This window comes from Streptomyces sp. PTL18, from assembly GCF_059510295.1.
In genome coordinates, this window is sequence record NZ_JCAJZO010000024.1 from 30685 (window position 1) to 53511 (window position 22827).

Annotated in this window: 23 protein-coding genes; 3 read left to right on the forward strand and 20 right to left on the reverse strand. The window is 71.0% G+C overall.

Annotated features, from left to right (window positions below):
• Positions 1–5: 5 nt before the first annotated feature.
• Positions 6–1019 (reverse strand): LysR substrate-binding domain-containing protein, encoded by a 1014-nt coding sequence (locus tag AC5WS8_RS31555; protein ID WP_496106923.1) that lies wholly within the window; start codon positions 1017–1019, stop codon positions 6–8.
• Between the two features lie 152 nt (positions 1020–1171).
• On the opposite strand from AC5WS8_RS31555, the gene AC5WS8_RS31560 reads away from it, so the two are divergent.
• Positions 1172–1726, forward strand: coding sequence for a peroxiredoxin (locus AC5WS8_RS31560; protein WP_496106924.1), 555 nt, complete (start codon positions 1172–1174; stop codon positions 1724–1726).
• Between the two features lie 3 nt (positions 1727–1729).
• Positions 1730–2263: an alkyl hydroperoxide reductase gene (locus AC5WS8_RS31565; protein ID WP_496106925.1), complete on the forward strand. Its 534-nt coding sequence runs from the start codon at positions 1730–1732 to the stop codon at positions 2261–2263.
• Positions 2264–2399: 136 nt separating this feature from the next.
• Here AC5WS8_RS31565 and AC5WS8_RS31570 read toward each other — a convergent pair whose 3' ends face one another.
• The 4 genes from AC5WS8_RS31570 to AC5WS8_RS31585 form a co-directional block, all read right to left on the reverse strand.
• Entirely contained in the window at positions 2400–3755 is a 1356-nt protein-coding gene (locus tag AC5WS8_RS31570; protein WP_496106926.1) for an AI-2E family transporter, read from the reverse strand.
• Positions 3756–3928: 173 nt separating this feature from the next.
• On the reverse strand, positions 3929–4621 hold the full coding sequence (locus AC5WS8_RS31575) for an aggregation-promoting factor C-terminal-like domain-containing protein (RefSeq protein WP_496106927.1): 693 nt from the start codon (positions 4619–4621) through the stop codon (positions 3929–3931).
• 412 nt (positions 4622–5033) lie between these two features.
• The gene (phoH2, locus tag AC5WS8_RS31580; protein WP_496106928.1) at positions 5034–6359 is read right to left on the reverse strand and encodes an RNA 5'-3' helicase PhoH2; all 1326 of its coding nucleotides are present in this window, start codon (positions 6357–6359) and stop codon (positions 5034–5036) included.
• Positions 6360–6709: 350 nt separating this feature from the next.
• The gene (locus AC5WS8_RS31585; RefSeq protein WP_496106929.1) at positions 6710–7483 is read right to left on the reverse strand and encodes an isoprenyl transferase; all 774 of its coding nucleotides are present in this window, start codon (positions 7481–7483) and stop codon (positions 6710–6712) included.
• Positions 7484–8088: 605 nt separating this feature from the next.
• On the opposite strand from AC5WS8_RS31585, the gene AC5WS8_RS31590 reads away from it, so the two are divergent.
• Complete coding sequence (locus AC5WS8_RS31590; protein ID WP_496106930.1) at positions 8089–8424, forward strand: DUF192 domain-containing protein; 336 nt, start codon at positions 8089–8091, stop codon at positions 8422–8424.
• Positions 8425–8684: 260 nt separating this feature from the next.
• Here the strand turns inward: AC5WS8_RS31590 and AC5WS8_RS31595 are convergent, their stop codons facing one another.
• The 15 genes from AC5WS8_RS31595 to AC5WS8_RS31665 form a co-directional block, all read right to left on the reverse strand.
• Positions 8685–9455 (reverse strand): class I SAM-dependent methyltransferase, encoded by a 771-nt coding sequence (locus tag AC5WS8_RS31595; RefSeq protein WP_496106931.1) that lies wholly within the window; start codon positions 9453–9455, stop codon positions 8685–8687.
• Between the two features lie 41 nt (positions 9456–9496).
• Positions 9497–10360 carry an LLM class flavin-dependent oxidoreductase gene (locus AC5WS8_RS31600; RefSeq protein WP_496106932.1) on the reverse strand — a complete coding sequence of 288 codons (864 nt, stop codon included), beginning with the start codon at positions 10358–10360 and terminating at the stop codon, positions 9497–9499.
• A gap of 40 nt (positions 10361–10400) precedes the next feature.
• A complete protein-coding gene (locus AC5WS8_RS31605; protein WP_496106933.1) occupies positions 10401–10976 on the reverse strand; it encodes a dihydrofolate reductase family protein in 576 nt (191 codons plus the stop codon).
• 76 nt (positions 10977–11052) lie between these two features.
• A complete protein-coding gene (locus AC5WS8_RS31610) occupies positions 11053–12849 on the reverse strand; it encodes an ABC transporter ATP-binding protein (protein ID WP_496106934.1) in 1797 nt (598 codons plus the stop codon).
• A gap of 140 nt (positions 12850–12989) precedes the next feature.
• Positions 12990–13115 carry a hypothetical protein gene (locus AC5WS8_RS31615; RefSeq protein ID WP_496106935.1) on the reverse strand — a complete coding sequence of 42 codons (126 nt, stop codon included), beginning with the start codon at positions 13113–13115 and terminating at the stop codon, positions 12990–12992.
• 175 nt (positions 13116–13290) lie between these two features.
• Positions 13291–13953: an OmpA family protein gene (locus AC5WS8_RS31620; RefSeq protein WP_496106936.1), complete on the reverse strand. Its 663-nt coding sequence runs from the start codon at positions 13951–13953 to the stop codon at positions 13291–13293.
• 7 nt (positions 13954–13960) lie between these two features.
• Positions 13961–14554, reverse strand: coding sequence for a hypothetical protein (locus AC5WS8_RS31625; RefSeq protein WP_496106937.1), 594 nt, complete (start codon positions 14552–14554; stop codon positions 13961–13963).
• 15 nt (positions 14555–14569) lie between these two features.
• Positions 14570–15160: a pilus assembly protein TadG-related protein gene (locus AC5WS8_RS31630; RefSeq protein ID WP_496106996.1), complete on the reverse strand. Its 591-nt coding sequence runs from the start codon at positions 15158–15160 to the stop codon at positions 14570–14572.
• Positions 15161–15477: 317 nt separating this feature from the next.
• Positions 15478–16224 carry a response regulator gene (locus AC5WS8_RS31635; RefSeq protein WP_496106938.1) on the reverse strand — a complete coding sequence of 249 codons (747 nt, stop codon included), beginning with the start codon at positions 16222–16224 and terminating at the stop codon, positions 15478–15480.
• The gene (locus AC5WS8_RS31640; RefSeq protein WP_496106939.1) at positions 16217–17521 is read right to left on the reverse strand and encodes a sensor histidine kinase; all 1305 of its coding nucleotides are present in this window, start codon (positions 17519–17521) and stop codon (positions 16217–16219) included. The genes AC5WS8_RS31635 and AC5WS8_RS31640 overlap by 8 nt, the downstream gene beginning before the upstream one ends.
• Positions 17518–18408, reverse strand: coding sequence for a DUF5936 domain-containing protein (locus tag AC5WS8_RS31645; protein ID WP_496106940.1), 891 nt, complete (start codon positions 18406–18408; stop codon positions 17518–17520). The genes AC5WS8_RS31640 and AC5WS8_RS31645 overlap by 4 nt, the downstream gene beginning before the upstream one ends.
• Positions 18409–18420: 12 nt before the next feature.
• On the reverse strand, positions 18421–19368 hold the full coding sequence (locus tag AC5WS8_RS31650; RefSeq protein ID WP_496106941.1) for a type II secretion system F family protein: 948 nt from the start codon (positions 19366–19368) through the stop codon (positions 18421–18423).
• 57 nt (positions 19369–19425) lie between these two features.
• Positions 19426–20766 carry a TadA family conjugal transfer-associated ATPase gene (locus AC5WS8_RS31655; protein ID WP_496106942.1) on the reverse strand — a complete coding sequence of 447 codons (1341 nt, stop codon included), beginning with the start codon at positions 20764–20766 and terminating at the stop codon, positions 19426–19428.
• An 8-nt stretch (positions 20767–20774) separates the two neighbouring features.
• Positions 20775–21185: a TadE/TadG family type IV pilus assembly protein gene (locus tag AC5WS8_RS31660; protein WP_496106943.1), complete on the reverse strand. Its 411-nt coding sequence runs from the start codon at positions 21183–21185 to the stop codon at positions 20775–20777.
• Entirely contained in the window at positions 21182–22798 is a 1617-nt protein-coding gene (locus AC5WS8_RS31665) for a CpaE/TadZ family protein (protein ID WP_496106944.1), read from the reverse strand. The genes AC5WS8_RS31660 and AC5WS8_RS31665 overlap by 4 nt, the downstream gene beginning before the upstream one ends.
• Positions 22799–22827 lie beyond the last annotated feature (29 nt).

Here is a 22827-nt window from a genome sequence, read left to right on the forward strand (position 1 = left end):
CCTTGTCAGTCCTCGGGCCCCAGCACCCGTACGGGGAGCGGTCGCAGCGCCTCGCGCAGGGCCGTGGCCAGCTCCTCGTACTCGGCACCCCGCGCGGCGCCCACGCGCATGGCGAAGGCGACGCGCCGGGTGGGGGCCGGATCCGCGAAGTAGCCGGTGAGGAGTCGGCCGTTGCGGGTGGTCTCCACCTCGACCGCCGTGCGCGGCAGCAGGGTGACGCCCAGGCCGCCCGCGACGAGCTGGACGAGGGTGGACAGACCGGCCGCGGTCGTCGTCACAGGCGCGCCCTCCCGTCTCCCACCGCCCTCGGCCGAGGGGCTTCGCCCCGCCCCGCTGATTGCGCGGCCGGCCTCCCGGCAGATGTCGAGAGCCTGGTCGCGCAGGCAGTGCCCCTCGTCCAGGAGCAGCAGGTTCAGCTCGCGCAGCGCCTCGCGGGGTATCCCGTCCCGGCCGCCGAGCCAGTGGTCCAGCGGGGTGACGAGGACGAAGTCCTCGTCGAACAGGGGGAGTTCGGTGACGCCGGGCACGCCCAGGGGGACGGCGAGCAGCAGCAGGTCGAGGCGGCCACTGGTCAGCCCGTCGAGCAGGTTCGCGGTCTGCTCCTCGTGGACCTGGAGGTCGAGGTGCGGATAGCGGTCGTGGACGAGGTTGAGGACGGTGGGCAGGAGGTACGGCGCCACCGTCGGGATCACGCCGAGCCGCAGGACGCCGGTGAAGGGCGCGCGGACGGCCTCGGCCTCTTCCATCAGCGCGCCGACCTCCTCCAGCACCGCCTTGGCCCGTACGGCGAGGCGTTCGCCGGCGGGTGACAGGAGCACCTTGCGGGTGGTCCGCTCCAGCAGGGTCACGCCCAGGGCCTCCTCCAGGGCGGAGACGGCGCCCGACAGGGCGGGCTGGCTCATGCCGATCGCGGCGGCGGCGTCCCGGAAGTGGAGATGCTCGGCGACGGCGGCGAAGGCGCGCAGCTGTGCGAGCGTGGGCCGGCGGCGCCCGTTGGTCCTGGTCCCACCCACGGCCATGCTCTGACTCCGGATCACTGATAGCCGATATCGATCAACGCGACCAAGTGTAGCTATTTCCCTAATCAATGCGCCCTGTGCCAGCATCGGAACAGTCCAACCCATGAGAAGCACCTTGCGTTCCGGGTGCTTCTGTGCTGCAAGGAGAGCGTGTGCTCACTGTCGGTGACAAGTTCCCCGAGTTCGAACTGACCGCCTGTGTCTCGCTGGAGAAGGGCAAGGAGTTCGAGCAGATCAACCACAAGACCTACGAGGGCAAGTGGAAGATCGTCTTTGCGTGGCCCAAGGACTTCACCTTCGTGTGCCCGACCGAGATCGCGGCCTTCGGCAAGCTGAACGACGAGTTCGCCGACCGTGACGCCCAGATCCTCGGGTTCTCCGGCGACTCCGAGTTCGTGCACCACGCCTGGCGCAAGGACCACCCGGACCTGCGCGAGCTGCCGTTCCCGATGATGGCGGACTCCAGGCACGAGCTGATGCGTGCGCTGGGCATCGAGGGCGAGGACGGCTTCGCGCAGCGTGCCGTCCTCATCGTGGACCCGAACAACGAGATCCAGTTCACCATGGTGACGGCCGGGTCCGTGGGCCGTAACCCCAAGGAGGTCCTGCGGGTCCTGGACGCCCTGCAGACCGACGAGCTGTGCCCGTGCAACTGGAGCAAGGGCGAGGAGACCCTCGACCCGGTCAAGCTGCTGGCTGGTGAGTGAGCCATGTCGCTCGACTCCCTGAAGTCCGCTCTGCCGGACTACGCCAAGGACCTGAAGCTCAACCTGGGCTCGGTCATCGGCAACTCCGATCTGCCGGCGCAGCAGCTGTGGGGCACGGTGCTGGCGACGGCGATCGCGTCGCGCTCGGCGATCGTGCTGCGCGAGCTGGGGCCGGAGGCGAAGGCGAACCTCTCGCCGGAGGCGTACACCGCGGCGAAGTCCGCGGCGGCCGTCATGGCGATGAACAACGTCTTCTACCGCACGCGGCATCTGCTGTCGGACCACGAGTACGGCAGCCTGCGCGCGGGGCTGCGGATGAACGTCATCGGCAACCCCGGGGTCGACAAGGTCGACTTCGAGCTGTGGTCGTTCGCGGTGTCCGCGATCAACGGCTGCGGGATGTGCCTGGACTCGCACGAGCAGGTGCTGCGCAAGGCCGGGGTGGAGCGTGAGGTCGTCCAGGAGGCCTTCAAGATCGCGTCCGTGATCCAGGCGGTGGGTGTCACCCTGGACGCGGAGGCGGTGCTCGCGCAGTAGTCCGCGACGGCGCGTGCGTCCGGGCCCCGTTCACCTCGGTGGTGAGCGGGGCCCGGGTGTTCTTCACGCGTTCCCCGGAGCCCGCCCCTGCGCTGCCGCGCCCGGACCCTCACCGACGGACCGCAGGGCGCCCGGCTCAGTCGTCCCTGGTCGCGATCCTCTCGGCGGCCCTTTCGCGCTCCCCTTCGCTCGGGGTCGGTGATCCCACGGTCGTGCTCTCCCGCGACGGGGGCGGCGCCGTCGGCTGCCGATGCGCCGCCGGCCCGCTCGCGTACGACCGCAGGTAGCCCACCACCGTGTTCGTCACCGCCACCAGCGGCACCGCCACCACCGCGCCGCCGATCCCCGCGATCATTCCCCCGGCCGTCACCGACAGCACCACCGCAAGGGGGTGCACCCGGACCGCGCGGCCCAGGATGAAGGGCTGCAGGATGTGGCCCTCGATCTGCTGGACCGCCAGCACCACGAGCAGCGTCATGATCGCGGTGAAGACGCCCTGCGTGACCAGCGCCACCAGGACCGCCAGCGCGCCCGAGGCCACCGCGCCCACCAGCGGGATGAAGGAGAAGAGGAAGATGAACACCGCGAGCGGCACGGCCATCGGGACGTTCAGGAAGTAGATCCCCAGCCCGATGAAGATGGCGTCGATGAGGGCCACGAGCACCGTGCCCCGGACGTACGCCGTCAGCGTGCGCCAGGCGCGGGGACCCGCCCCGGCCACCCCCGGCCGCGCCGCCGTCGGCACCAGCTTGAGCGTCCACTCCCAGATGCGCCGGCCGTCGTACAAGAGGAACAGCGTCGAGAACACCGTCAGGAGGATGCCGGTCAGGGCCTCCACGATGACCTGCACGCCCTGCAGGCCCGTCGACGTGATCTGGTCCGCGTTCGCGCCGATCGCCTCGCGCAGGTTCTTGGCTATCTGGTTGATCTGCTTGTCGGTGACATGGAAGGGGCTGTGCAGCAGCCACTTGCGCAGCTGGTCGATGCCGTCCTGGATCTGGTTGGACAGCGAGTCGATGTTCTCCATGACCTGCCAGGTCACGAACCAGCCGATCAGGCCCATGATGACGAAGCCGAGGATCGCGGTCAGCGCGGTCGCCGGGCCGCGCGGCACGCCGTACCGCCTCAGCCGGGCCACGGTGGGCTGCAGCAGTGCCGTGATGAGCAGCGCGCACACGAACGCGAACACCACCAGCTGCACCGTGCTGATGATCTGCATCAGAATCCAGACGGTGCCCGCGAGGACCAGCAGGCGCCAGCCCGCCTCCGCTGCCACCCGTACGCCCCACGGCACCGCCTCCGCGGGATGCGGTCGCGGCTGCGGCCGCGTCGCGGGAGCATACGCGGGGGGCGGCGGGGCGCTGTCCACCGACGGGGCGGGCTGGGGCTCGCCGTGCTCCTTCTCGACCTCCGCGCGGCGTTCGTCCAGCCGCTCCCCCATCTGGGTCAGTCCGGCGCCGAGCCGGGAGAGCCACCCTGGCACTTGCGACATGATCCGTCCTCTTCCCCCGCTTCCCCGGGTGCTCCCCACCACTCCCCCCTGGAGTCGTCGGTTCCGACCGTACATGGTGGGGCCGGCGGTGCCTGGGACGGCCGCAGCCCCTCACCCATAGACGGTGAGAGGCTGTGCGGGGTTGAGCATCGCGCGTGGACGAGGCCGAGGCCTCAGTACCAGCTGTTGGCCTGCCAGAAGGACCACGCCTGGCAGGGGCTGCCGTAGCGGCTGTCCATGTAGTTGAGGCCCCACTTGATCTGCGTGGCCGGGTTGGTCTGCCAGTCGGCACCGGCGGAGGCGTACTTGCCCGCCGGCAGCGCCTGGAAGAGGCCGTAGGCGCCGGAGGAGGCGTTGACCGCGTGGTAGTTCCAGCTCGACTCGTGGTTCACGATGTTGCTGAAGCACTGGAACTGGTCGGCCGCCACCATCTGACGTGCCATCGCCTGGATTTGCGCGACCGTGTACGAGCTCTGGACCGGGAAGCTGGAGGCGTCACGGCTGGCGCTGCGGCTCGCGGCCTCCGAAGCCTTGCGCGCCTTGGCTTCCTCTTCGGCCTTCTGCGCCGCCTTCTGCTTGGCGATCGCGTCTGCGGCCGCCTGCTTGCGCGCCGCTTCTTCGGCGTCCTTCTTGGCGAGCGAGTCCGCGGCGATGGCCTGGGCGTCGGCCTGCTGCGTCAGCGACGCGGTCTGGACCTGCGCCTGCTGACCGGCGGGTATGTCGGCGAGGAGCGTCGAGTCGGCTGCGGTCGCCTCGGCGTCGTTCGTCTGGGCAGTGCTGCCCGAGGCGACTCCGACGACGCTTCCGACAGCGGTGACCGCCGTGGCCGAGGCCACTGCGAATCCCCGGACCGAGATCGGGCTCACACGGTTTCCTTCCAGCATCGCCCGCTTCGGTGACCCTGGCGGACGCAATCGTGCCCCTGACACTGGCCTCCCACCTTCGTGGGTCACGGGAGGCACGGGCCCGGTGGGCAACTCCCGCTGGGGAGCGCCGCGTGGTGCTCGGGCGGCATACGACGGCTCTATGCAGTTGGTGTCTCTGTGGCGCTGGACCGCTGGGGGTACAGCTGTGTCGTATGCGGGGCCTGACAGGAACGAGACTCTGCCGTAATCCGGCGCCGCGTTGCAATTCCGAGATGAGTGTGAAAGCTCACATCCCGTTTGGAGCACGCAATTCTCGGAACCTCCCGCACACGACGGCGCCGCCCGGCTAGGCTCTGTGCCTTTGCCGGACGGCGCCAACTGACGGGTAGCTACTCCCGGTTGAGCATATGGGTCAGATCTGCCCGTCCTCGAGCATTTCGGTCACAAGGGCGGCGATCTGGGACCTCTCGGACCGGGTGAGCGTGACGTGCGCGAAAAGCGGATGCCCCTTCAGTTTCTCCACGACGGCGACGACTCCGTCGTAGCGCCCGACGCGCAGATTGTCCCTTTGCGCCACATCATGGGTCAGAACGACCCGCGAATTGGCACCGATCCGGGACAGAACGGTCAACAGCACATTCCGCTCGAGTGACTGGGCCTCGTCCACGATCACGAACGCGTCGTGCAGCGAGCGGCCGCGGATGTGGGTGAGCGGGAGGACCTCCAGCATCCCGCGCGCCGTGACCTCCTCGATGACCTCGCGCGTGGTGACCGCGGAGAGGGTGTCGAAGACCGCCTGGGCCCAGGGGCTCATCTTCTCCGCCTCGGTGCCCGGCAGGTACCCGAGCTCCTGCCCGCCCACCGCGTACAGCGGGCGGAAGACCATCACCTTCTGGTGCTGCCGCCGCTCCAGCACGGCCTCCAGGCCCGCGCACAGCGCCAGCGCCGACTTGCCGGTGCCGGCCCGGCCGCCCATCGACACGATCCCGATGTCCGGGTCGAGCAGCAGGTCAAGCGCGATCCGCTGCTCGGCGCTGCGGCCCTTGATGCCGAACACCTCCCGGTCGCCGCGCACCACCTGGACGTTGCCCTCCGCGGTGACGCGGCCGAGCGCCTTGCCCCGCTCCGACTGGATCGTCAGGCCGGTGTGCACGGGCAGGTCGGCGGCCTCCGGCACATATAGGTGCCCCTCTTCGAAGAGGATGTCCACCTGTTCGGCGGACAGGCTCAGTTCCGCCATTCCGGTCCACCCGGAGGAGTCCGTGATGGCCAGCTCCGCGCGGTACTCCTCGGCGAGCAGGCCGACGGACGACGCCTTGATCCGAAGCGGCAGGTCCTTCGACACGACGGTGACGTCGAACCCCTCCGCCTGCAGGTTGCGGGCGACCGCGAGGATGCGCGAGTCGTTGTCCCCCAGGCGGTAGCCGGTGGGCAGGACGCTGGGGTCCGAGTGGTTGAGCTCCACCCGGAGCGTTCCGCCGAGGTCCCCGGTCGGGATGGGGGCGTCGAGCCGGCCGTATCGCACGCGGTAGTCGTCGAGCAGGCGCAGGGCCTGCCGGGCGAAGTAGCCGAGTTCGGGATGGTGCCGCTTGGCCTCCAGCTCGGTGACCACGACGATCGGCAGCACGACCTCGTGCTCCTCGAAGCGGGTCATGGCATGGGGGTCGGCCAGCAGGACGCTGGTGTCGAGAACGTAGGTGCGCCGGTCTGGCTTGGGGCGCTTTGTGCTGGTCACCACGGAAGGACGTACCCCCTCGGATGAGGTCGGGGAGCGACGAGGCGGAGCTGGACCGGTCGTCGGCCACGATGCACGGGCCGAGAACCGGCCCTCCGCGTCTGCGTCCGTGCTGTGACCGCACGGTCGGGCTGGTGCAAAGGGCCTCCCGGGCGGACGGCCCCGTGCCGTCCGCTGAGATACGACACCCGTGGTTCGGGTGTCGACCTGTCTGGCTTATGCCCTCGAAAATGCGCCGTCATGCCACGTCATATGACGGCACCCCGATGAACTCCTCGTTACGTCCCATCCCCCGACCGAGCGACACCCCGGCGCGGCGCGGGTGGCTGCCGGATGTCTCGCACGAAAGGTGCTCAGCCGCCGTAGCGACGGTGTCGCGCCGCGTAGTCACGCAGGGCGCGCAGGAAGTCGACCTTGCGGAAGGCCGGCCAGAAGACCTCGCAGAAGTAGTACTCGGAATGGGCCGTCTGCCACAGCATGAATCCGGACAGACGCTGCTCGCCGCTCGTACGAATCACCAGATCGGGGTCGGGCTGGTCACTCGTGTAGAGGTGCCGGCCGATCATGTCGATGTCGACGGACTCGGCGAGCTCCTCCATCGAGGTGCCCTTCTCGCGGGCGTCGAGGAGCATGGAGCGCACGGCGTCGGCGATCTCCTGACGGCCGCCGTAGCCGATGGCGACGTTGACGAGTATGCCGTCGACGTGGGCGGTGGCCTCCTCGGCCTCCTTCAGGATGGTCTGCATCTGCGCGGGCAGCAGGTCGAGCGCGCCGACGTGGTGCACGCGCCAGCGGCCGTCGGCGGCGAGGGAGCGGACGACGTCCTCGATGATCTTCAGGAGCGGGACCAGCTCCTCCTTGGGCCGGTCGAAGTTGTCCGTGGACAGCAGCCAGAGGGTGACGACCTCGACGTCCGTCTCGGCGCACCAGCCGAGGAACTCCTCGATCTTGTCGGCTCCGGCCTGGTGCCCCTGCGCCGTGGTCGATCCCGCGGCCTTCGCCCAGCGTCGGTTGCCGTCCATGATGACGCCGATGTGCTTGGGCACCTGAGCGTGGTCCAGGTGGCCTTCCACCCGGCGTGCGTACAGCCTGACGAGCAGGCCGCGCAGCTTGTCGCGCAGGTTCACGTGATTGTCAGCCCCTCCGTGCGGTTCAGACAGGCGCGGTCGTGCGCGATCCCCGTCAGATGGCGGTCCACGAAGCCGAAGCCTACCGCCGGAAAGGGCGGGGGCGGCCACGGGTGTCAGCGGGTTGGTTCGGGTTCGTGGGCGTGAAGAGGGGTGGAGGTGGGGGGATTTGGGACGGTGTGGCCATTCACCCACCGGCCCACTCGCGCATCAGTCCCCAGGGCCGGAGCACTGGAGGCGCGGTCCCCGACGGGGGACCGGAGCGGGGCCCTTGGGACAAAGAAACGGGCCGGTCCGTGGGGGGGAGACGGACCGGCCCGAGGGGGGGCTTCCACCATAACCCTTCGTAAGGGATGTCGCGCGCATCGGCATGCAACAACTACTCTCCGGAATCGCCCGGCAACGCCGCGATGGCCTCGGAATCTCTCATTCAGGTCGCGATCATGGCCGAAAGCCGATGGACTCCTGGGAAATTCGGCCGAAAACAAAGGGAACCAAGGGGTTTGGGTTCACTTGCGGGCCATCTGGCGACATGTCCCGCGATACTCCGCCCGGGTGACCCGTACCGGAAGTCCCCGTTTGACGCCGGCGCTAACTTCGCAGTCATGCCCTTGCTCAGTACACCGCAGACGGCCCACCCGGTACCCCTGGAGATCGCACGGTCCGCCCGCGCCCGGCGGCGCGGCCTGCTCGGGCGCGACGGGATCGACGGAGCACTGCTGCTGAGTCCGGCGAGTGCCGTGCACACCCTGGGGATGCGGTTTCCGATCGACGTGGCGTACCTGGACCGGACCTTGCGGGTGGTGGCGGTACGCACGATGCCGCCGGGCCGTGTCGGCCTTCCCCGCCCGTGGGTGCGCCATGTCCTGGAGGCGGAGGCCGGGGCGATGGAGCGCTGGGGGATCAGACGCGGCGTGCGGGTCGCCGTGCGGGACGAGTGACGCCGCACCGGAGCCGCAGCGGCACGGAGTGCACGGAACCGCGCAGCCCCCTCCACTGCGCGGTGCCGCCCGCGCAGCTTCACTGGCGCGAATTACCTTGGTCCGAACTTACGCGATTCAACGGGACCGACGGGAGTCGGCCTCCATAACGATGCGGAAAATCCCGCTGCTTCGTCCCACATTTCGGACAAGCGTTCCATCGGTGTGTGTCTCCGACACACGGTGTGCCCCCGCTCGCCCGATCCCCGCCGTGCGGCCGCCTACGCCCCCGGCTTGCGCGCCTCGATCAGGAACCGCGTGCTGTGCGCGACGAACGGCCCCTGCGACACGATCCGCTCGTGCAGGGACCGCAACCGGTCCTCGTACCGCTCCACGGTGAAGTCCGGCACCATCCAGACCACCTTGCGCAGGAAGTGCACGACGGCCCCGATGTCCTGGAACTCCATGCGCAGCCGGGCCTCCCGCAGATCCACGACGTCCAGGCCCGCCGCTTCGGCCGCGGCGCACGCCCGCCGCGGATCGCGCCCGGTGCGCACCTCTTCCGGCTGCGGCCCGAGGAAGTGCTCGACGACCTCGAAGGCGCTCGCCGGGCCGACCTGCTGCGAGAAGTACGTGCCGCCGGGGCACAGCACCCGCGCGATGTCGACCCAGTGCGTCCGCACCGGATGCCGACTGGTGACCAGGTCGAACGCGGCGTCCGCGAACGGGAGCGGCGCCTCCTGCGCGGAGGCGACGACCACGGCGCCGCGCGGATGCAGCAGAGCGGTGGCCCTGGCGACGTTCGGCGGCCATCCCTCGGTGGCGACGGTGACCGGCGGCAGCGTGGGCGCGGAAGCCAGGACCTCTCCTCCACCGGTCTGGACGTCGAGCGCGGCCGACGCGCGGGCGAGCCGCCGCGCCGTCGACCGGGCGTACCCCCACGGGGGCCGCTCCTCGGTTGCCCGCCCCTCGAACCAGGAGAAGTCCCAGCCGTCGACGGGGGCGTCGACGGCCTCGCGGACCAGGTCGCCGTACGAACGGTGCGTGGACATGCCGCGATCTTCCCAGCGTCCCGGAAGCGGACGCGACCGAATTACGGCACGAGCGGCCGTACCCTCTCGGCCACGAACCGCACGAACTCCTCCGGGTCCGGCTCGTCGCCGGTCGGCTGCAGGACCACCGTGCCGGCCCCCGCGTCCGCGAGTTGCTGTACGGCCTTGGCGACCGTGGCCGCGTCTCCCGCCACGCCGTGCTCCGCCCCGCCCTCCCGCTCGATCTCGGCGCGCAGCCGGGCGGCGGCGTCCGGGCCGGTGGCGGCGCGAAGGTAGACGACGACGGGGTGCGGGTCGGTGCGACCGGCCGCCTCGCGTCCCTCGTCGATGAGCCCACGGGCCGCTCGTACGCCCTCCGGTGACGTGGCGGCGGTGAGGAGCGTGCCGTCCGCCGCCTCACCGGACAGCCGCAGCGAGCGCGGACCGGTGACCCCGGCGAGGACACGGACGGCCTGCGCCGGCGGCCAGTCGAGGGCGACGTCGTCCAGCTTCACGTACCGCCCGTCCGTGGTGACCCGCTCACCGCGCAGCAGGGCACGCAGCGCGCCCAGGTACTCCCGCAGCAGCGTCACGGGCGACTGCGCGCGGGCGCCGACCTGTCCCATCCAGCTCTGGACGCCGTGCCCGACACCCAGGGCCGCCCGCCCGGGGAACATCCGCTCGAGCGTGGCGGCCTCCATCGCGGTGAGGGCGACGTTCCTGAGCGGGACGGGCAGCAGTCCGACGCCCACGCGGAGCCGTTCGGTCCAGGCGAGCGCGGCGGACGCGGTGGAGATTCCCCCTTCCAGGAAGCAGTCCTCCCACAGCCACAGCTCCTCGAGGCCCGCCTCCTCCGCGAGCCGCGCGATCGTCCGCAGCCGCTCCGGGGGCAGTTGGGGCCGGAACACCACGCCGAGTCCAGTCATGCGGCCTTCCTACCCGGCGGGCACCTGCCCGGCAACGCCTTTACCGAACGCCCGCTTCGGGGCGACCGTAGTGCAGGAGCACGACGCCGTTGCCGAACCGGCGGGCGTCGATCAGCCGGAGGCCGGTGAGCGCGTCGTGCTCGGGGAACAGCCGCTTGCCGCGGCCGACGAGCACCGGGTGGACGTAGATGCGGAACTCGTCGATGAGGTCGTGCCGCAGGAACTCGGCGGCGAGATCGGCACCGCCGAGCGCGAGGTCGCCGCCGTCCTGCGCCTTGAGCGCGAGGATGTCGTCGACGACCACGTCCCGGGCGATGGTGGTGTGCCAGCCGGCGTGCTGGAGGGTGCGGGAGAACACCACCTTCGGCATGCTCCGCCAGATCCGGGCGAACTCGGCCACGGGGGCCGGCGCGTCCGGGTCACGGTCGGCGTCGGGCCAGACCTCGGCCATGAGCTGGTAGGTGACGCGCCCGTCGAGGAAGGCGCCCATCTCCTTGAGGACGTCGTTGAAGTGCTGGTGGAGCTCGTCGTCGACGAGATGCCAGTCGATCTCGCGGTTCGGGCCCTCCATGTAGCCGTCGAGGGACACCGACATCATCAGGACGATCTTCCGCATGGCCCACCTCATCGACGTCCGACCCGGCACCGGCGCCCACGGTACTCAGCGCGGGCGCCTCCATCACGGAAGACCGTCACCGGGCTCGGCCGGCTTCGGCCGTCGGGGGCGGCCCGGGGGTGGTGACGGTGGCGGTGCCGTCCGACACGTGGAGGACGAGGTCGGCCTGCGCGGCCAGGCGCAGGTCGTGGGTGATGAGGAAGGTGGTGCGGCCTGCCGTGAGACGTCGCAGCGGTTCCATGACGCGCGCGGTGGAGGCGTCGTCGAGGCCCGCCGTCGGCTCGTCGAGGATCAGCACGGGCGCGGTGCGGAGCATGGCCCGGGCCAGGGCGATCCTGCGGCGCTGGCCGCCGGAGAGTCTGTTGCCGCGCTTGCCGACGGGGGTGTCGTAGCCCTCGGGCAGGGCGCTGATGAACCCGTGGGTGTCGGCGGCCGAGGCGGCGGCGAGTACGTCCGTCTCGGAGGCGTCGGGTCGGCCGTAGGCGATGTTCTCGCGGACCGTGCCGTCGAAGAGCATGCTGTCCTGGGACAACAGGGTGATGTGACGGCGCACTTCGTCCACCGCGAGGTCGGCGATGTCCCGGCCGTCGAGCAGGATGCGGCCGCGGGTGGGCTCGTGGAAGCGGAGCAGCAGCTTGCCCAGCGTGGACTTGCCGGCGCCGCTGGGTCCGGTGACCGCCACCAGCGTGCCGGGGGCGATGTCCAGGTCGACGTCGTGCAGTACGGGGCGGCCGGAGCCGGGGTAGGAGAAGCCCACGGCCTGGAGGGTGACGGCGCCGCGGACGGGTTCGGCCAGCGGCGGGGCGTCCGGCCTCCGCTCGGCCTCGGAGACGGGGCGGGTGCGCAGCACCTCCAGGAGGCGTTCGGAGGCGGCCGTGGCGGAGGAGGCACTGACCAGCAGTTCGCCGAGTTCCTGCAGCCGCGGATGGAGATGGCCGAGATAGGCGGCGAAGGAGAGCAGACCGCCGACGGTGAGGTGGTGCTCCGAGATCTGCCAGGCGCCGGCGCCGATCACCGCCAACACGCTGACCGTCTCCAGGAGTTCGCCCAGCGGCCCGTACACGGCGGTCAGGCGGATCTGCCGCAGGCCGGCGCGCATCCAGACCCGGCCCTCGCGGTGGACCTTGGCGCGTTCGGCCTGTTGCCTGCCGTACGCCTGCACGAGGGGCATGTTGGCGAGGGTCTCCTCCAGGAGGGAGGCGAGCCGCCCGTTGCTGTCGCGTTCGGCGCGGCTCGCGGTGCGCATGAGGGTGCCGAACACCCGGGCGCCGACCCAGATCAGCGGTGCCACGACCAGGGTGATCAGGGCGAGTTGCCAGCTGGTCCAGAACGCGGCGGCGGCGAAGACGACGGCGCCGACGACGGACGTGATCAGCTCGACGGGAGCGGAGGCCACCAGCTGCTCCACGGCCTCGACGTCACCGGTGAGGCGGGAGACCAGGTCGCCGGTGCCGTACCGGTCCAGGGAGTCCGGCGGCAGCTGCTGGAGGTGCCGGAAGACGCGGTCGCGCAGGCCGAGCAGGAAGTGTTCGCCGGTCCAGCCCGCGAGGTAGCTTCCCACCGCGGACGCCACCGCGCCCACGGCGGCGAGCCCCAGCCACACGGCGGCGGGACCCCAGAAGGCGCCGAGGTCACCGGGGGTGAGGGCGTCGTCGGTGAGCCGTCCGACGATGCCGATGGCGGCCGTGTCGCACCCGGCGGAGACCACCAGCAGCAGCGCGGACGCGAGCACGGCGGCACGGTTGACCCGCACCAGCGGCCAGAACTTCCGGAAGGCCGCCGTGGGGGAGATCCGCGCGTGACGCATCCGCGCGGAGGCGTCGGGTTCGGCGACCGGAACGGTGATCTGTGCGGCGGTGGTCGCGGTGCTCATGGCGTGGCCGTTGCTCCCTGGGCGCTGCCCGCTGCGACCCGCCGACACGCCGGGATCCGCCCGCTGTGGACGACACGGACGGACCCCGGCGGGGCCTGGCTGCGCGGGTCCTTTTTATGTGGCCCGGTTACCCGGCCCGATTACTTGGCGGCCTTCTTGTGCTTGCGGTGCTTCTTGTGGTGGTGCTTCTTGTGTGCTTCCTTCGCCGCGCAACCGACTTCCTTCTTCTTGGCCTTCCTGCCCAGCATCAGCTTGTCGAATGCCATGGTCTGCCGCCCTTTCCCGGTCGGTACTCAAGGTGATCTCGATGACCATGAATACGAACAAGGGGGCGAGGCCGTTCAAGGAAAAACCACACTTACCGACAACTTGCCCTCTTACTTCATTCCTACGGAATCACGGGATCCCCTCCATTGCCGCGAGGGCTGCCCGCCGGAGGTGTCAGCCGCCGGAAACCGTCGAGCCGCCGTCGCCCGACGTGCCGACGCCCGCCGAGCCTCCCCTCGGGAACGACACCTCCACGCGGCGGTTCTTCCGGCGGCCCTCCTCCGTGGAGTTGTCCGCGATCGGGTAGTCCTCGCTGTAACCGCGCACCTCGAAGGTGACGTTCCCGCCGAGGCGGGCGGCCAGCTCGTCGTGCACCGCCTCCGCGCGCTGTTTGGACAGGACGAGGCCGTGGGCGTAGGTGCCGAGGTTGTCCGTGAAGCCGAAGACGCGGACGGTGGTCGCCTTCTGCTTCTTGGCCTCGTCCGCGATCGCGTCGATCCGGAAGCGCGCCTCCGGGTTCAGTTTGGAGCTGTCCTTGGGGAACAGCACCTCCGCCTGGAGCGCGAAGGTGACGTTCTCGTTGGTGTCCTCGCGCCGCTCCTCACCACCGAGGTCCTCCACGACGGACTTGATGTCCAGCACCTTGGCAGGCGCGAGGACGGCTCCGTCGGCGAGTTTCAGGCCCGGGCTGGCGGGGTCGACGGAGGGGGGTGGGGAGGTGGTTACGGTGCCGGGCGCCGGGCCGGGGGGGTTGTCGGCGGAGACCGGGGGTGCGCCGAGAAGGGTCAGGACGGTCAGAGCCGTCAGGGCGGTGGCGGTGCGGGCGGTGAGGGCCACGGTCACCTCACCCCTCGGAGAGTTCGATGGAGGCGGGGGGCATGGAGCCGACCTGGAAGTCGAGCTTGTCGGTGCCTTCGGGCGGGGCGGGGAACTGGGCGAACCACTGGGTGGTCGCGCCGTCCTTGACACCGATACCGAATTGGGTGCACAGGCAGCGGCCAGAGGTGTCGCGCAGGATGAGGTACTTCTTCTTGCCCTTCTGATCGACCAGGCTGGCGCCCGCGAGGGAGCCGCCGTTCTTGGCCAGCTCCTGCTCGTCGCCACGCCAGTCCCCCGCGATCCACACACTGCCCGTGTTGTTGGTGACAGTCCCCTCGACGGTCACAAAGCCTCCGCCTTCTCGCTTGGCGGAGGTGATCGTCAGCGTCAGCCCGTTCTCCCCTTTGACTTCGGCCAGCGTCGTGTCGGACTGCGCCGGCTTCGGCTGCTTCTGGCTTCCGTCACTGCCGCTCTGAGCAGGAGCGGCGGAAGCCGCCGCTCCCTTGTCCGACTTACCGTCCCCTCCCCCGCCACAACCGGCCACCGCGAGGAGCAGCCCGGTCGTGATCGCGACCGCGCTCAACGCCCTGCGGCCCTTCATGGTGCGCCGAAAGTCCATCGGTACGGCTTCCTCTCACTCGACCAGGTGCACAGAGAACAGCACGGACGCGTCAGGGAGGTCGCCCGAATGGAAATGTCCGGGGTCGATTTTGACCGTCCGGCCGTCGCAGTCCAGTTGCACGGGTTTCTTGGGGTCTGCCTTCGGATCGAAGTCGCAGCGCGGTTGAATCACAGCGATGGCATGCGCCCTCGCATGCATGCCCTCCGTACCGAGAATGACCGAATGGCCCACCGTGTAGTTCGTCTGCACAGCCACCTGGAATCCGGGGTAACCGTCCCTGGTCACCGGCTGGACTCCGCCCTCGACGGCCGCGTCGTTCTCAACAGCCAGTTGCTCCGCGGCAGCGCCGGCTCCGTCGTCGGCGGGCAGCAGACCACTCAACCAGGTCAGCCAGTCGGCGTCATGCCCCACCGCGCCCTGGAGGCGGTCCATCAACTGGTCCCGGGCATCCTGTGCCGCCGCCAAAGCGGCGGCGTCCGCCGCGGACTGGGCTCCATTGCGGGCAGACGCCGCCTCGGCGAAGGCGAAGAAGGCAAAGGCGGCGAACAGGAGAATGCTCGTCAGCCAGATGTAGACGGGCAGCGCCTGTCCGCGGTCGTTCAGCCGCCCGTGACGTTGCTCACCGCCTGCGAGATCGCCTGCGCGATCACCTTGTCCAGCCCCAGTCCATGAACCATCGTGAAGATGCTCGCCACGATGATCATCAACCCGGCGTACTCCACGAACCCCGCCCCGGCATCGCGCCCGGCTCCCCGCATCCGAGCCCCCACGGCCCGCCCCCATGCACCGACCCCACGCCTCACCCTGCTCATCACGGCCCTCGCCCTCCCACCCGATGCGACACTCGATCCCAGCACCGTAGGTGAAGGCACTCTCACTCTTCGTGGGCCCAGGGGCCCAACTTCCACCCGCCGGCACGCTCATCGGCCCCACCCCTCCCGAGCCGTCCCCAGCCAGCGAGCAATCGCTTCGCTCCGCGAAGAACTCCGCAGCTTCGCGAAGATGCGGTTGATGTGGTTCTTGACCGTCTTCTCGCTGATGAAGCAGGCGGCGGCGATCTGCCGGTTGTTCATACCGGCCGCTATGAGGTCCATGACCTCCACCTCCCTCGAACTCAGCCCGAAGGCCGGCCATCCCGCGACGCCGCGACGGGGTCCCCCCTCCCGGGCGGCCACACCCCTCGACGACTGTGCCATAACCGGTTGCAGGTGCGAAGAGGGTTCCTTCTCTTCGTAGGAAACGCCGAGCGAGGACCGGACAGCGCACGGGGACACCGTCCGCCGGCCCTCCCTCAGGCCCCGTACGGCCGCGACCAGTTCGAGGGCCGTGAAGTCGCCGTGGACCAGGTAGCCCGAGGCTCCACGACGCAGTGCCTCCGCCACCACCTCGGGTTCTCTGCTGTACGTCAGCATCATCACCGGGGCCCGGGCGGCCAGTCGCGGCAGTGCCGTCAGGCCGTCCGTGCCCGGCATGCGGTGGTCCAGAAGGATGGCGTCGGGGCAGTGCCGAGCGGCGAGGGCGACGGCCTGGGCACCGTCCGCCGCTTCCGCCACCACCTCGATGTCGTGGTGGGCGGACAGCAGGGCGGTCAGGCCCGCCCGGACGACCGGGTTGTCGTCGGCCACGAGGACGCGCAGGCGCGGGCCGGGTTGTGCCTGGTCAGGCATGTGCGGCCTCCTCTTGGTGAGTGGGGGGAGCGGTCGTGGGGCGGGGGAGGTGCAGGTGGATCTCGGCGCCGCCCAGCGGTGAGCGGGCCAGGCTGAGCCGGCCGCCGAGGGAGGCGGTGCGTTCCGTCATGCCCAGCAGGCCGAAGTGGCCGGTTCTCGCCAGGCTCTCGGGCGTGGCGGACGCGGGCAGGCCGACACCGTCGTCTCCCACCCGTAGGTCCAGCGTTGCGTTCCCGGGCGCCGCGAGTTCGATCCGTACCCGGGTCGCCCGGGCGTGGCGGTGGGTGTTCTCCAGTGCCTCCGAGACGATCGCCAGGACGTGCTGCGCGGTCGTGTCCGGCAGGAGCAGGGGGGCGTCCGGTTTCCTCAGGGCCACTTCGATGCCGGTGCGGCACGCGAAGTCCGCGGTACGCGTGGTGAGTTCGGCGACGAGGTCCAGGTGGGTCCCCGTGTCTCCCGTACGGCGCCGCAGGTCCGAGAGCAGGTCGCGGGACTCCGCCGCCGCCCTGCGTGCGGCCCCGGCGACCAGTGCGGCCTGGCGCTTGAGCGTGTGGGGGTCACCGTGGTCCGCCGAGGCGGCCAGCGCCTCGGCCGCCAGGGCCAGGCCGTGCAGCGTCTTCGCCACCGAGTCGTGCATCTCCCTGGCCAGGCGGGCACGTTCGGACTCCACCGCCTCCGCGGCGGCCAGCCGGGCCTGGGCTTGGGACAGCGCCTCGCTGGCCGCGCCGAAACGGAACACCAGGTTGCGCAGGGTCACGCCGATGATGCCGGCCGCGACGCAGAAGCCTGCGACGAGGAGGGTGCTGGTGCCGGCGCCGGGACGGTGTTCCCAGGCGCGGAACACCGAGAGGACCACCGCGAGCTGGAGGCCCGTGAGGACTCCCGCGCCGCGCCAGCCGTACAGCAGGCCGGACAGGAGGGGCGTGCAGACCGTGGCGTACGCCAGCGGGGAGGCGGGCGAGGCGGTCAGGAGCAGTGTGGCGACGAAGAGCAGGTCCAGCGCCATCAGCGTGGGGTGTGCGAGGAGGCGCGGGCCCACGCGGTCCCAGTCGCGGAGCACGGCGTAGGAGGCCGTGACGCCGAGGACGGCTGCCGCGACGGCGGCGTGGCGGGGGCCGTCCTGCGGCGTGTTGGCCAGGGCGAAGGGTGTGCCGATCAGAATCAGGGCGAGGCGTACGGCCACGGTCTGGCGGCACAGCGCCTGGAGCGCGCCGAGCTGGAGGCGGACGCCGGCGGGAGCGGGGGCGTCGTCCTCCAGGTACCCGGGGGCGGGCTGACCCGTGCGGCTCGTCGTCATCGGCCCAGAATCGATCCGAAGTCCGTCCCCGACCCCAGGAACATGCCCGTGGCGATGAGGATCATCGTCGCGGGGAGCATGAAGACCAGGGTGACCAGCGTGGCCTTGGGGATCGTCTTGGCGGCGCGACGGCGGGCGTTCTGGGCGTCCGTGCGGCGCATGTCCGTGGCCAGCTGGATGAGGGTCTCGGCGATCGGCGAGCCCAGTTCCTCGCCCTGTTGCAGCGCCGACACGAACTGGGCCACCTGTTCGGAGGAGTTGCGCCTGCGCAGTTCGTCGAAGGCCTGGCGGCGGCTGACGCCCATGTCCATCTGGCGCAGGGTGATGCGCAGTTCGTCGGCCCAGGGGCCCTCGTACTTCTCCGCGACCCGGTCGAGGGCCTGCCGGAAGCCGAGGCCCGCCGAGACGACGACCGCGAGGACGTCCAGGAAGTCCGGCAGGGTGCGGTCGATGACGTCCTTGCGTTCCCGGACGGCCTGCCAGATCAGCACGTCGGCGGCGCACAACCCGAAGGCGAACGTGACGGCGGCGAAGAACAGTCGGCCGTTCGTCAGGAACATCAGGCCGAGGACCAGGCCGAAGATGCCGTAGACCGCCCGGCGTGCGGCGTACCGGTTCAGGGTGAGGCCGCCGGGGTTGCCCGCCATGTCGATGCGGCGCCGCTTGGCCTCGACGCGGCGCGGGCCCATCAGGCGCAGGACCAGCGGGGCGAAGCGAATGCCCAGCCGGTCGACGGCCGAGCCCGCCTTGGAGACCCGGGTGGCGCCGACCTCCAGGGCGAGCGCGAGGTCGCTCGGCAGTTTCACGTCCGCGCGGATCATCCGGACGCCGAGGAGGATGCCCGCGACGGACACGGCCATCAGCAGGGCGAGGAGCAGCGGCAGCATCGCGTTCTCCCCTCACACTTCGATCTTGCCGAGGCGTCGGATGACGAAGAAGCCGATCGTGTAGAGGCCGAGGGAGAGCAGGACCAGGCCCTGGCCGAGCGGGGAACCGGTGACGCGGGCCAGGGCGCCCTCGCTGGAGGAGTTGACCAGGATCAGCGAACCGAGGCCGAGCATGGGGACCGTGAAGGCCGTCGCGTTCACTTCGGAGAGCATCGTGCGGACCTCGCGCCGGGTCTCCTTGCGGTCCTCCAGGGTCTGGGTGAGGTTGCGCAGCGAGCTGACCACCGAGCCGCCCGCCTTGTTGGCGAGGACCAGGGTGGTGACCAGGACGATCAGCTCGCGCGAGGGGAGGCGTTCGGCCAGTTCGTCCAGGGCGTCGTCGACCGAGCGACCCAGCGACAGCTGGTCGGCGACCCGGGCCAGCTCCTCGCCCGCCGGGGCCTCCAGCTCCTCCGCCGCCATGGCGAGGGCGGTGCGCAGGGCGAGTCCGGCGGCCGTGGCGTTGGCCAGCAGGCGGGCCACGTCCGGGAGCTGGTTGATGAACGCCTCGATGCGTTTCTGCCGCTGCCAGTTGAGGAAGACGGCCGCGCTCCAGATGCCGACCAGGCCGGCGATCGGGCCGAAGAAGGGCGCCAGGGTGGACGCCGCGACCAGCCACAGCGCCACGACGACAGCGGTGACGTAGGTGAAGAACTCCCCCGCCGTCAGGTCCAGGCCCGTCGCCGAGAGGCGCATGTGGATGGCACGTCCCAGGCGGGTGCGGCGCAGCCGCCGGTCCACGGCCGTGAAGCGCCGTACGCGGCCCGCCGCCGTGCGGGCCGGGCCGCCCTCGGTGCCGGAGAGCCGGTCGACGAGCACCCGGCGCCGGGCGCGGCCGGAGGCGTACGAGTGCACGCCCGCGACGGCGAGCGCGCCGGTGAGGACGGTGGCGCCGAGGGCGAGGAGGGCGGGGTCGTTCATGGCCGGCTCCTGAGGTGGGCGGGGTCGTTCACGGCCGGCTCCTGAGGTGGGCGGGGCTCATCCGATGGCCTGCCGCGTGTTCAGTACGTCGAGGGCGTCCGCGACACCGAAGGCCGGCGGAAGGGGTTCGCCCGCGCCGTACAGCTTCTCCGCGACCGGCCGGGGCAGCGGCAGGTGCTCGAAGCGGCCGCGGACGATCCGGTCGGGGCCGAGGGGCTGGGGCACGAAACGGGACACGGTGGCGACACGGAACTGGTCGCGGCCGTGCGACACGACGAGCGCGATCTCCACGACCTTGCGGGAGCCGTCGGGGTAGCGGGCGAGCTGCACGACCACGTCGACGGCCGAGTTGATCTGGTCCTTCAGCGCCTCGAAGGGGATCATCACCTCCGACATCGAGCCGAGGGTCTGCAGCCGCATCAGCGCGTCCTCCGCCGAGTTGGCGTGGACCGTGGCGAGGGAGCCGTCGTGGCCCGTCGACATGGCCTGGAGCATGTCGAGGGTCTCGCCGCCGCGGACCTCACCGACGATGATCCGGTCGGGGCGCATGCGGAGGCTGTTGCGGACCAGGTCGCGGATGGTGATCTGGCCCTTGCCCTCGACGTTCGGCGGCCGGGACTCCAGGCGGATCACATGCTCCTGCTGGAGCTGGAGTTCGGCGGAGTCCTCGATGGTGATGATGCGCTCCTGGGCGGGGATGAGCGCGGAGAGCGCGTTGAGCAGGGTCGTCTTCCCGGAGCCCGTGCCGCCGCTGACGATGAGGTTGAAGCGGGCGCGGACGAACGCGGCGAGCAGCATCAGCATCTGCTCGTCCAGCGAGCCCAGGCCGATGAGTTCGGGCAGCGTGTAGGCGCGCGGGAAGCGGCGGATGGTGAGGGTGGGGCCGGTCAGGACGAGCGGCGGGATGATCACGTTGACACGCTCACCCGTGGGCAGCCGGGCGTCGACCATGGGGTTCGACTCGTCGACACGGCGGTTGACGGTGGAGACGATGCGTTCGATCGTCTGCATCAGCTGCTCGGCGGAGGCGAAGCGGAGCGGAAGCTGTTCCACGCGGCCCGCCCGCTCCACGAAGATCGAGTCGGGGCCGTTGACCATGATCTCGGTGATGGACGCGTCGGCGAGGAGCGGTTCGAGGACGCCGAGGCCGAGGGCCTCGTCGACGACCCGGCGGATCAGCTGGGAGCGCTCGGCGGAGGACAGCACCGGGCCCTCACGGCTGATGAGGTGCCCGAGGACGCGTTCGAGCCGGACCCGGCGTTCGGCGGTCGCGAGACCCGACATCTCGGCGAGGTCGATCTCCTCCAGGAGCTTGGCGCGGTAGACCGCGACGAGGTGTCCGTCCTCGCGGGCGGCTCCTCCGTCGTCGGGGGCGGCGATACGGGAGCGGAGGCTCATGCCGGTCGTCAGCTCCTTCCCGGGATGGCGGGGCCCGGGTCGTTGGGCATGGTGGCGTGGCGGCGGACGGGAATGTTGTCGAAGAGAGGGATCACCGCCGGGACGTGGACGGTGACGACGGCGGTGGTGGTGTCGCCGCCCGACTCAACGACGGGCTCCGGGCTCAGCCAGTCGCTGACCGCGGCCCGGCCCGCGGCCCGGCCGGTGCCCTCGTGCAGGGACTCCGCGCGAGCCGCCGCCCGCGCAGCCGTGCCCGCCTGGTTGATGCCGTACCCGACGAGGCCGAGCTGGACGGCCGCCATGCCGATGACGAGCAGGATGGGCAGGAAGCCCGCGAACTCCAGCATGGAGACGCCTCGGTCGTCCCAGCGGCGGGTGCGTTTCGACTGCGTTCGGTGGCGGCGGAAGAGGCCTTTCACCGGGCGTCTCCCTCCAGCGCCGCTCCCGCGCTGCCGACCACGTGCCAGCCCGGGTTGATGCCCGGGAAGAACAGCGGCACATCGGCCGTGACGGTCGCCTTCATCACCGGCCCCTCCGGCCTGCACTCGATCACCGCGCCACTCCACGCGTCCGGGAGATGTCGGGCGCCCGCCGCCTCGCAGGGCCCCATGTAGTCGGTCCCCTTGGACGCCGCGAACGCCGCGGTGCCCGTCCGGGCCGCCTCGTCCGCCGCGTTGCCCGCCAGCGAGTACGTGTAGCCGTACAGCACGCACTCCCACAGCAGCGCCATCACGACCAGCAGCAGCGGGAACGTCCCGGCGAACTCCAGGGTCACCGACCCCCGGTCGCCGCCCTTGCGCCACAGGCTCAGCGCGCCCCGGTCCGACGGGGCCCTCCGCCGCCGGCCGCCGCCCTCCTGCGCCTTCACCAGCTCCAGCTCCCCGGCCAGCGCCCACAGCGCCTGCTTCACGCTGGAGCGGGCGTCGAGGTCCTGCAGGCGTCCGGCGTCCACGACCGACTGGAGTTCCTTGAAGGCGGCCGGGACGGCGGTGCGGGCCGCCTTGGTGCCGGTGACGCGTTCGACGAGGGCGGGCTGGATCTCCGTACCGCGCGAGTGCCGGTTGACGACGGTCAGCGTCTCCTCGGCCTTGCGGATCTGGAGCCGGTCCCACAGCCGGACCATCCGCTTGGCGGCGCGCACCGCGACCACGTCCGGGGTGACCAGCAGCAGCGCCTGGTCGGCGAGCTCGACGGCCGCGGCGGTGGCGGCGGTCATCTGCGAGCCGCAGTCGACGACCACCACGTCGTGGCGGGAGCGCAGCGCGCCGAGGACCTGGCGGGCCACCCGGTCGGTGATCTCCTCCCCGCGTTCCCCCTCGGCGGGTGCGAGGAGCAGTCCGACGCCGCTGTCATGGGTGTAGAGGGCGTCCTGGAGGACGCGCGGGTTGATGTCCGCGATCCCGGCGAGGTCGGCGACCGAGCGCCGGAACTGCACGTCGAGGTAGGAGGCGACGTCCCCGGACTGGAGGTCGAGGTCGACCAGCGCGACCGTGCGGCCCGACGCACGGGCCGCGAGCGCGAGGTGCACGGCCGTGACCGTGGCGCCGACGCCGCCCTTCGCACCGGTCACGGTCACCACGGTCCCTCCGGGACCGGTGTAGGACTCGGGGGCGCCGCTGCTCAGGTGCCGCCGCATGCCGGCGGACCAGGCGGCGGCGGCCTGGACGCGTTCGGCGAGGGCGTCGTAGCCGAGGGGCAGGGTGACGATGCCGCGGGCGCCGGAGTCCATCGCGGCGGTGACCACGCCGGTGCCGGTGTCGGCGGTGACGAGGACGACCCCGACCGCCGGGAACCGCATGACCAGGTCGCGGATCAGGTCGAGCGCGGGCACCGGGCCGATCCGCTCGTGCACGACGACGACCTCGGGCAGCTCGTCGAGGGATTCCGCGGCCAGGCGCGCCAGGGTGTCGAGCAGGGCCGTGGAGTCGTGGACGGGCGGGGCGGGCTCGGCGTCGGGGAGCTGGCCGAGCAGGGTGGTGAGCGAGCGGCCGGCGTCGAGGTCGCCGACGGCGGGCAGGACGCGGACGGTCATCGGCGACACCCCGCACCGCCGGACAGCGT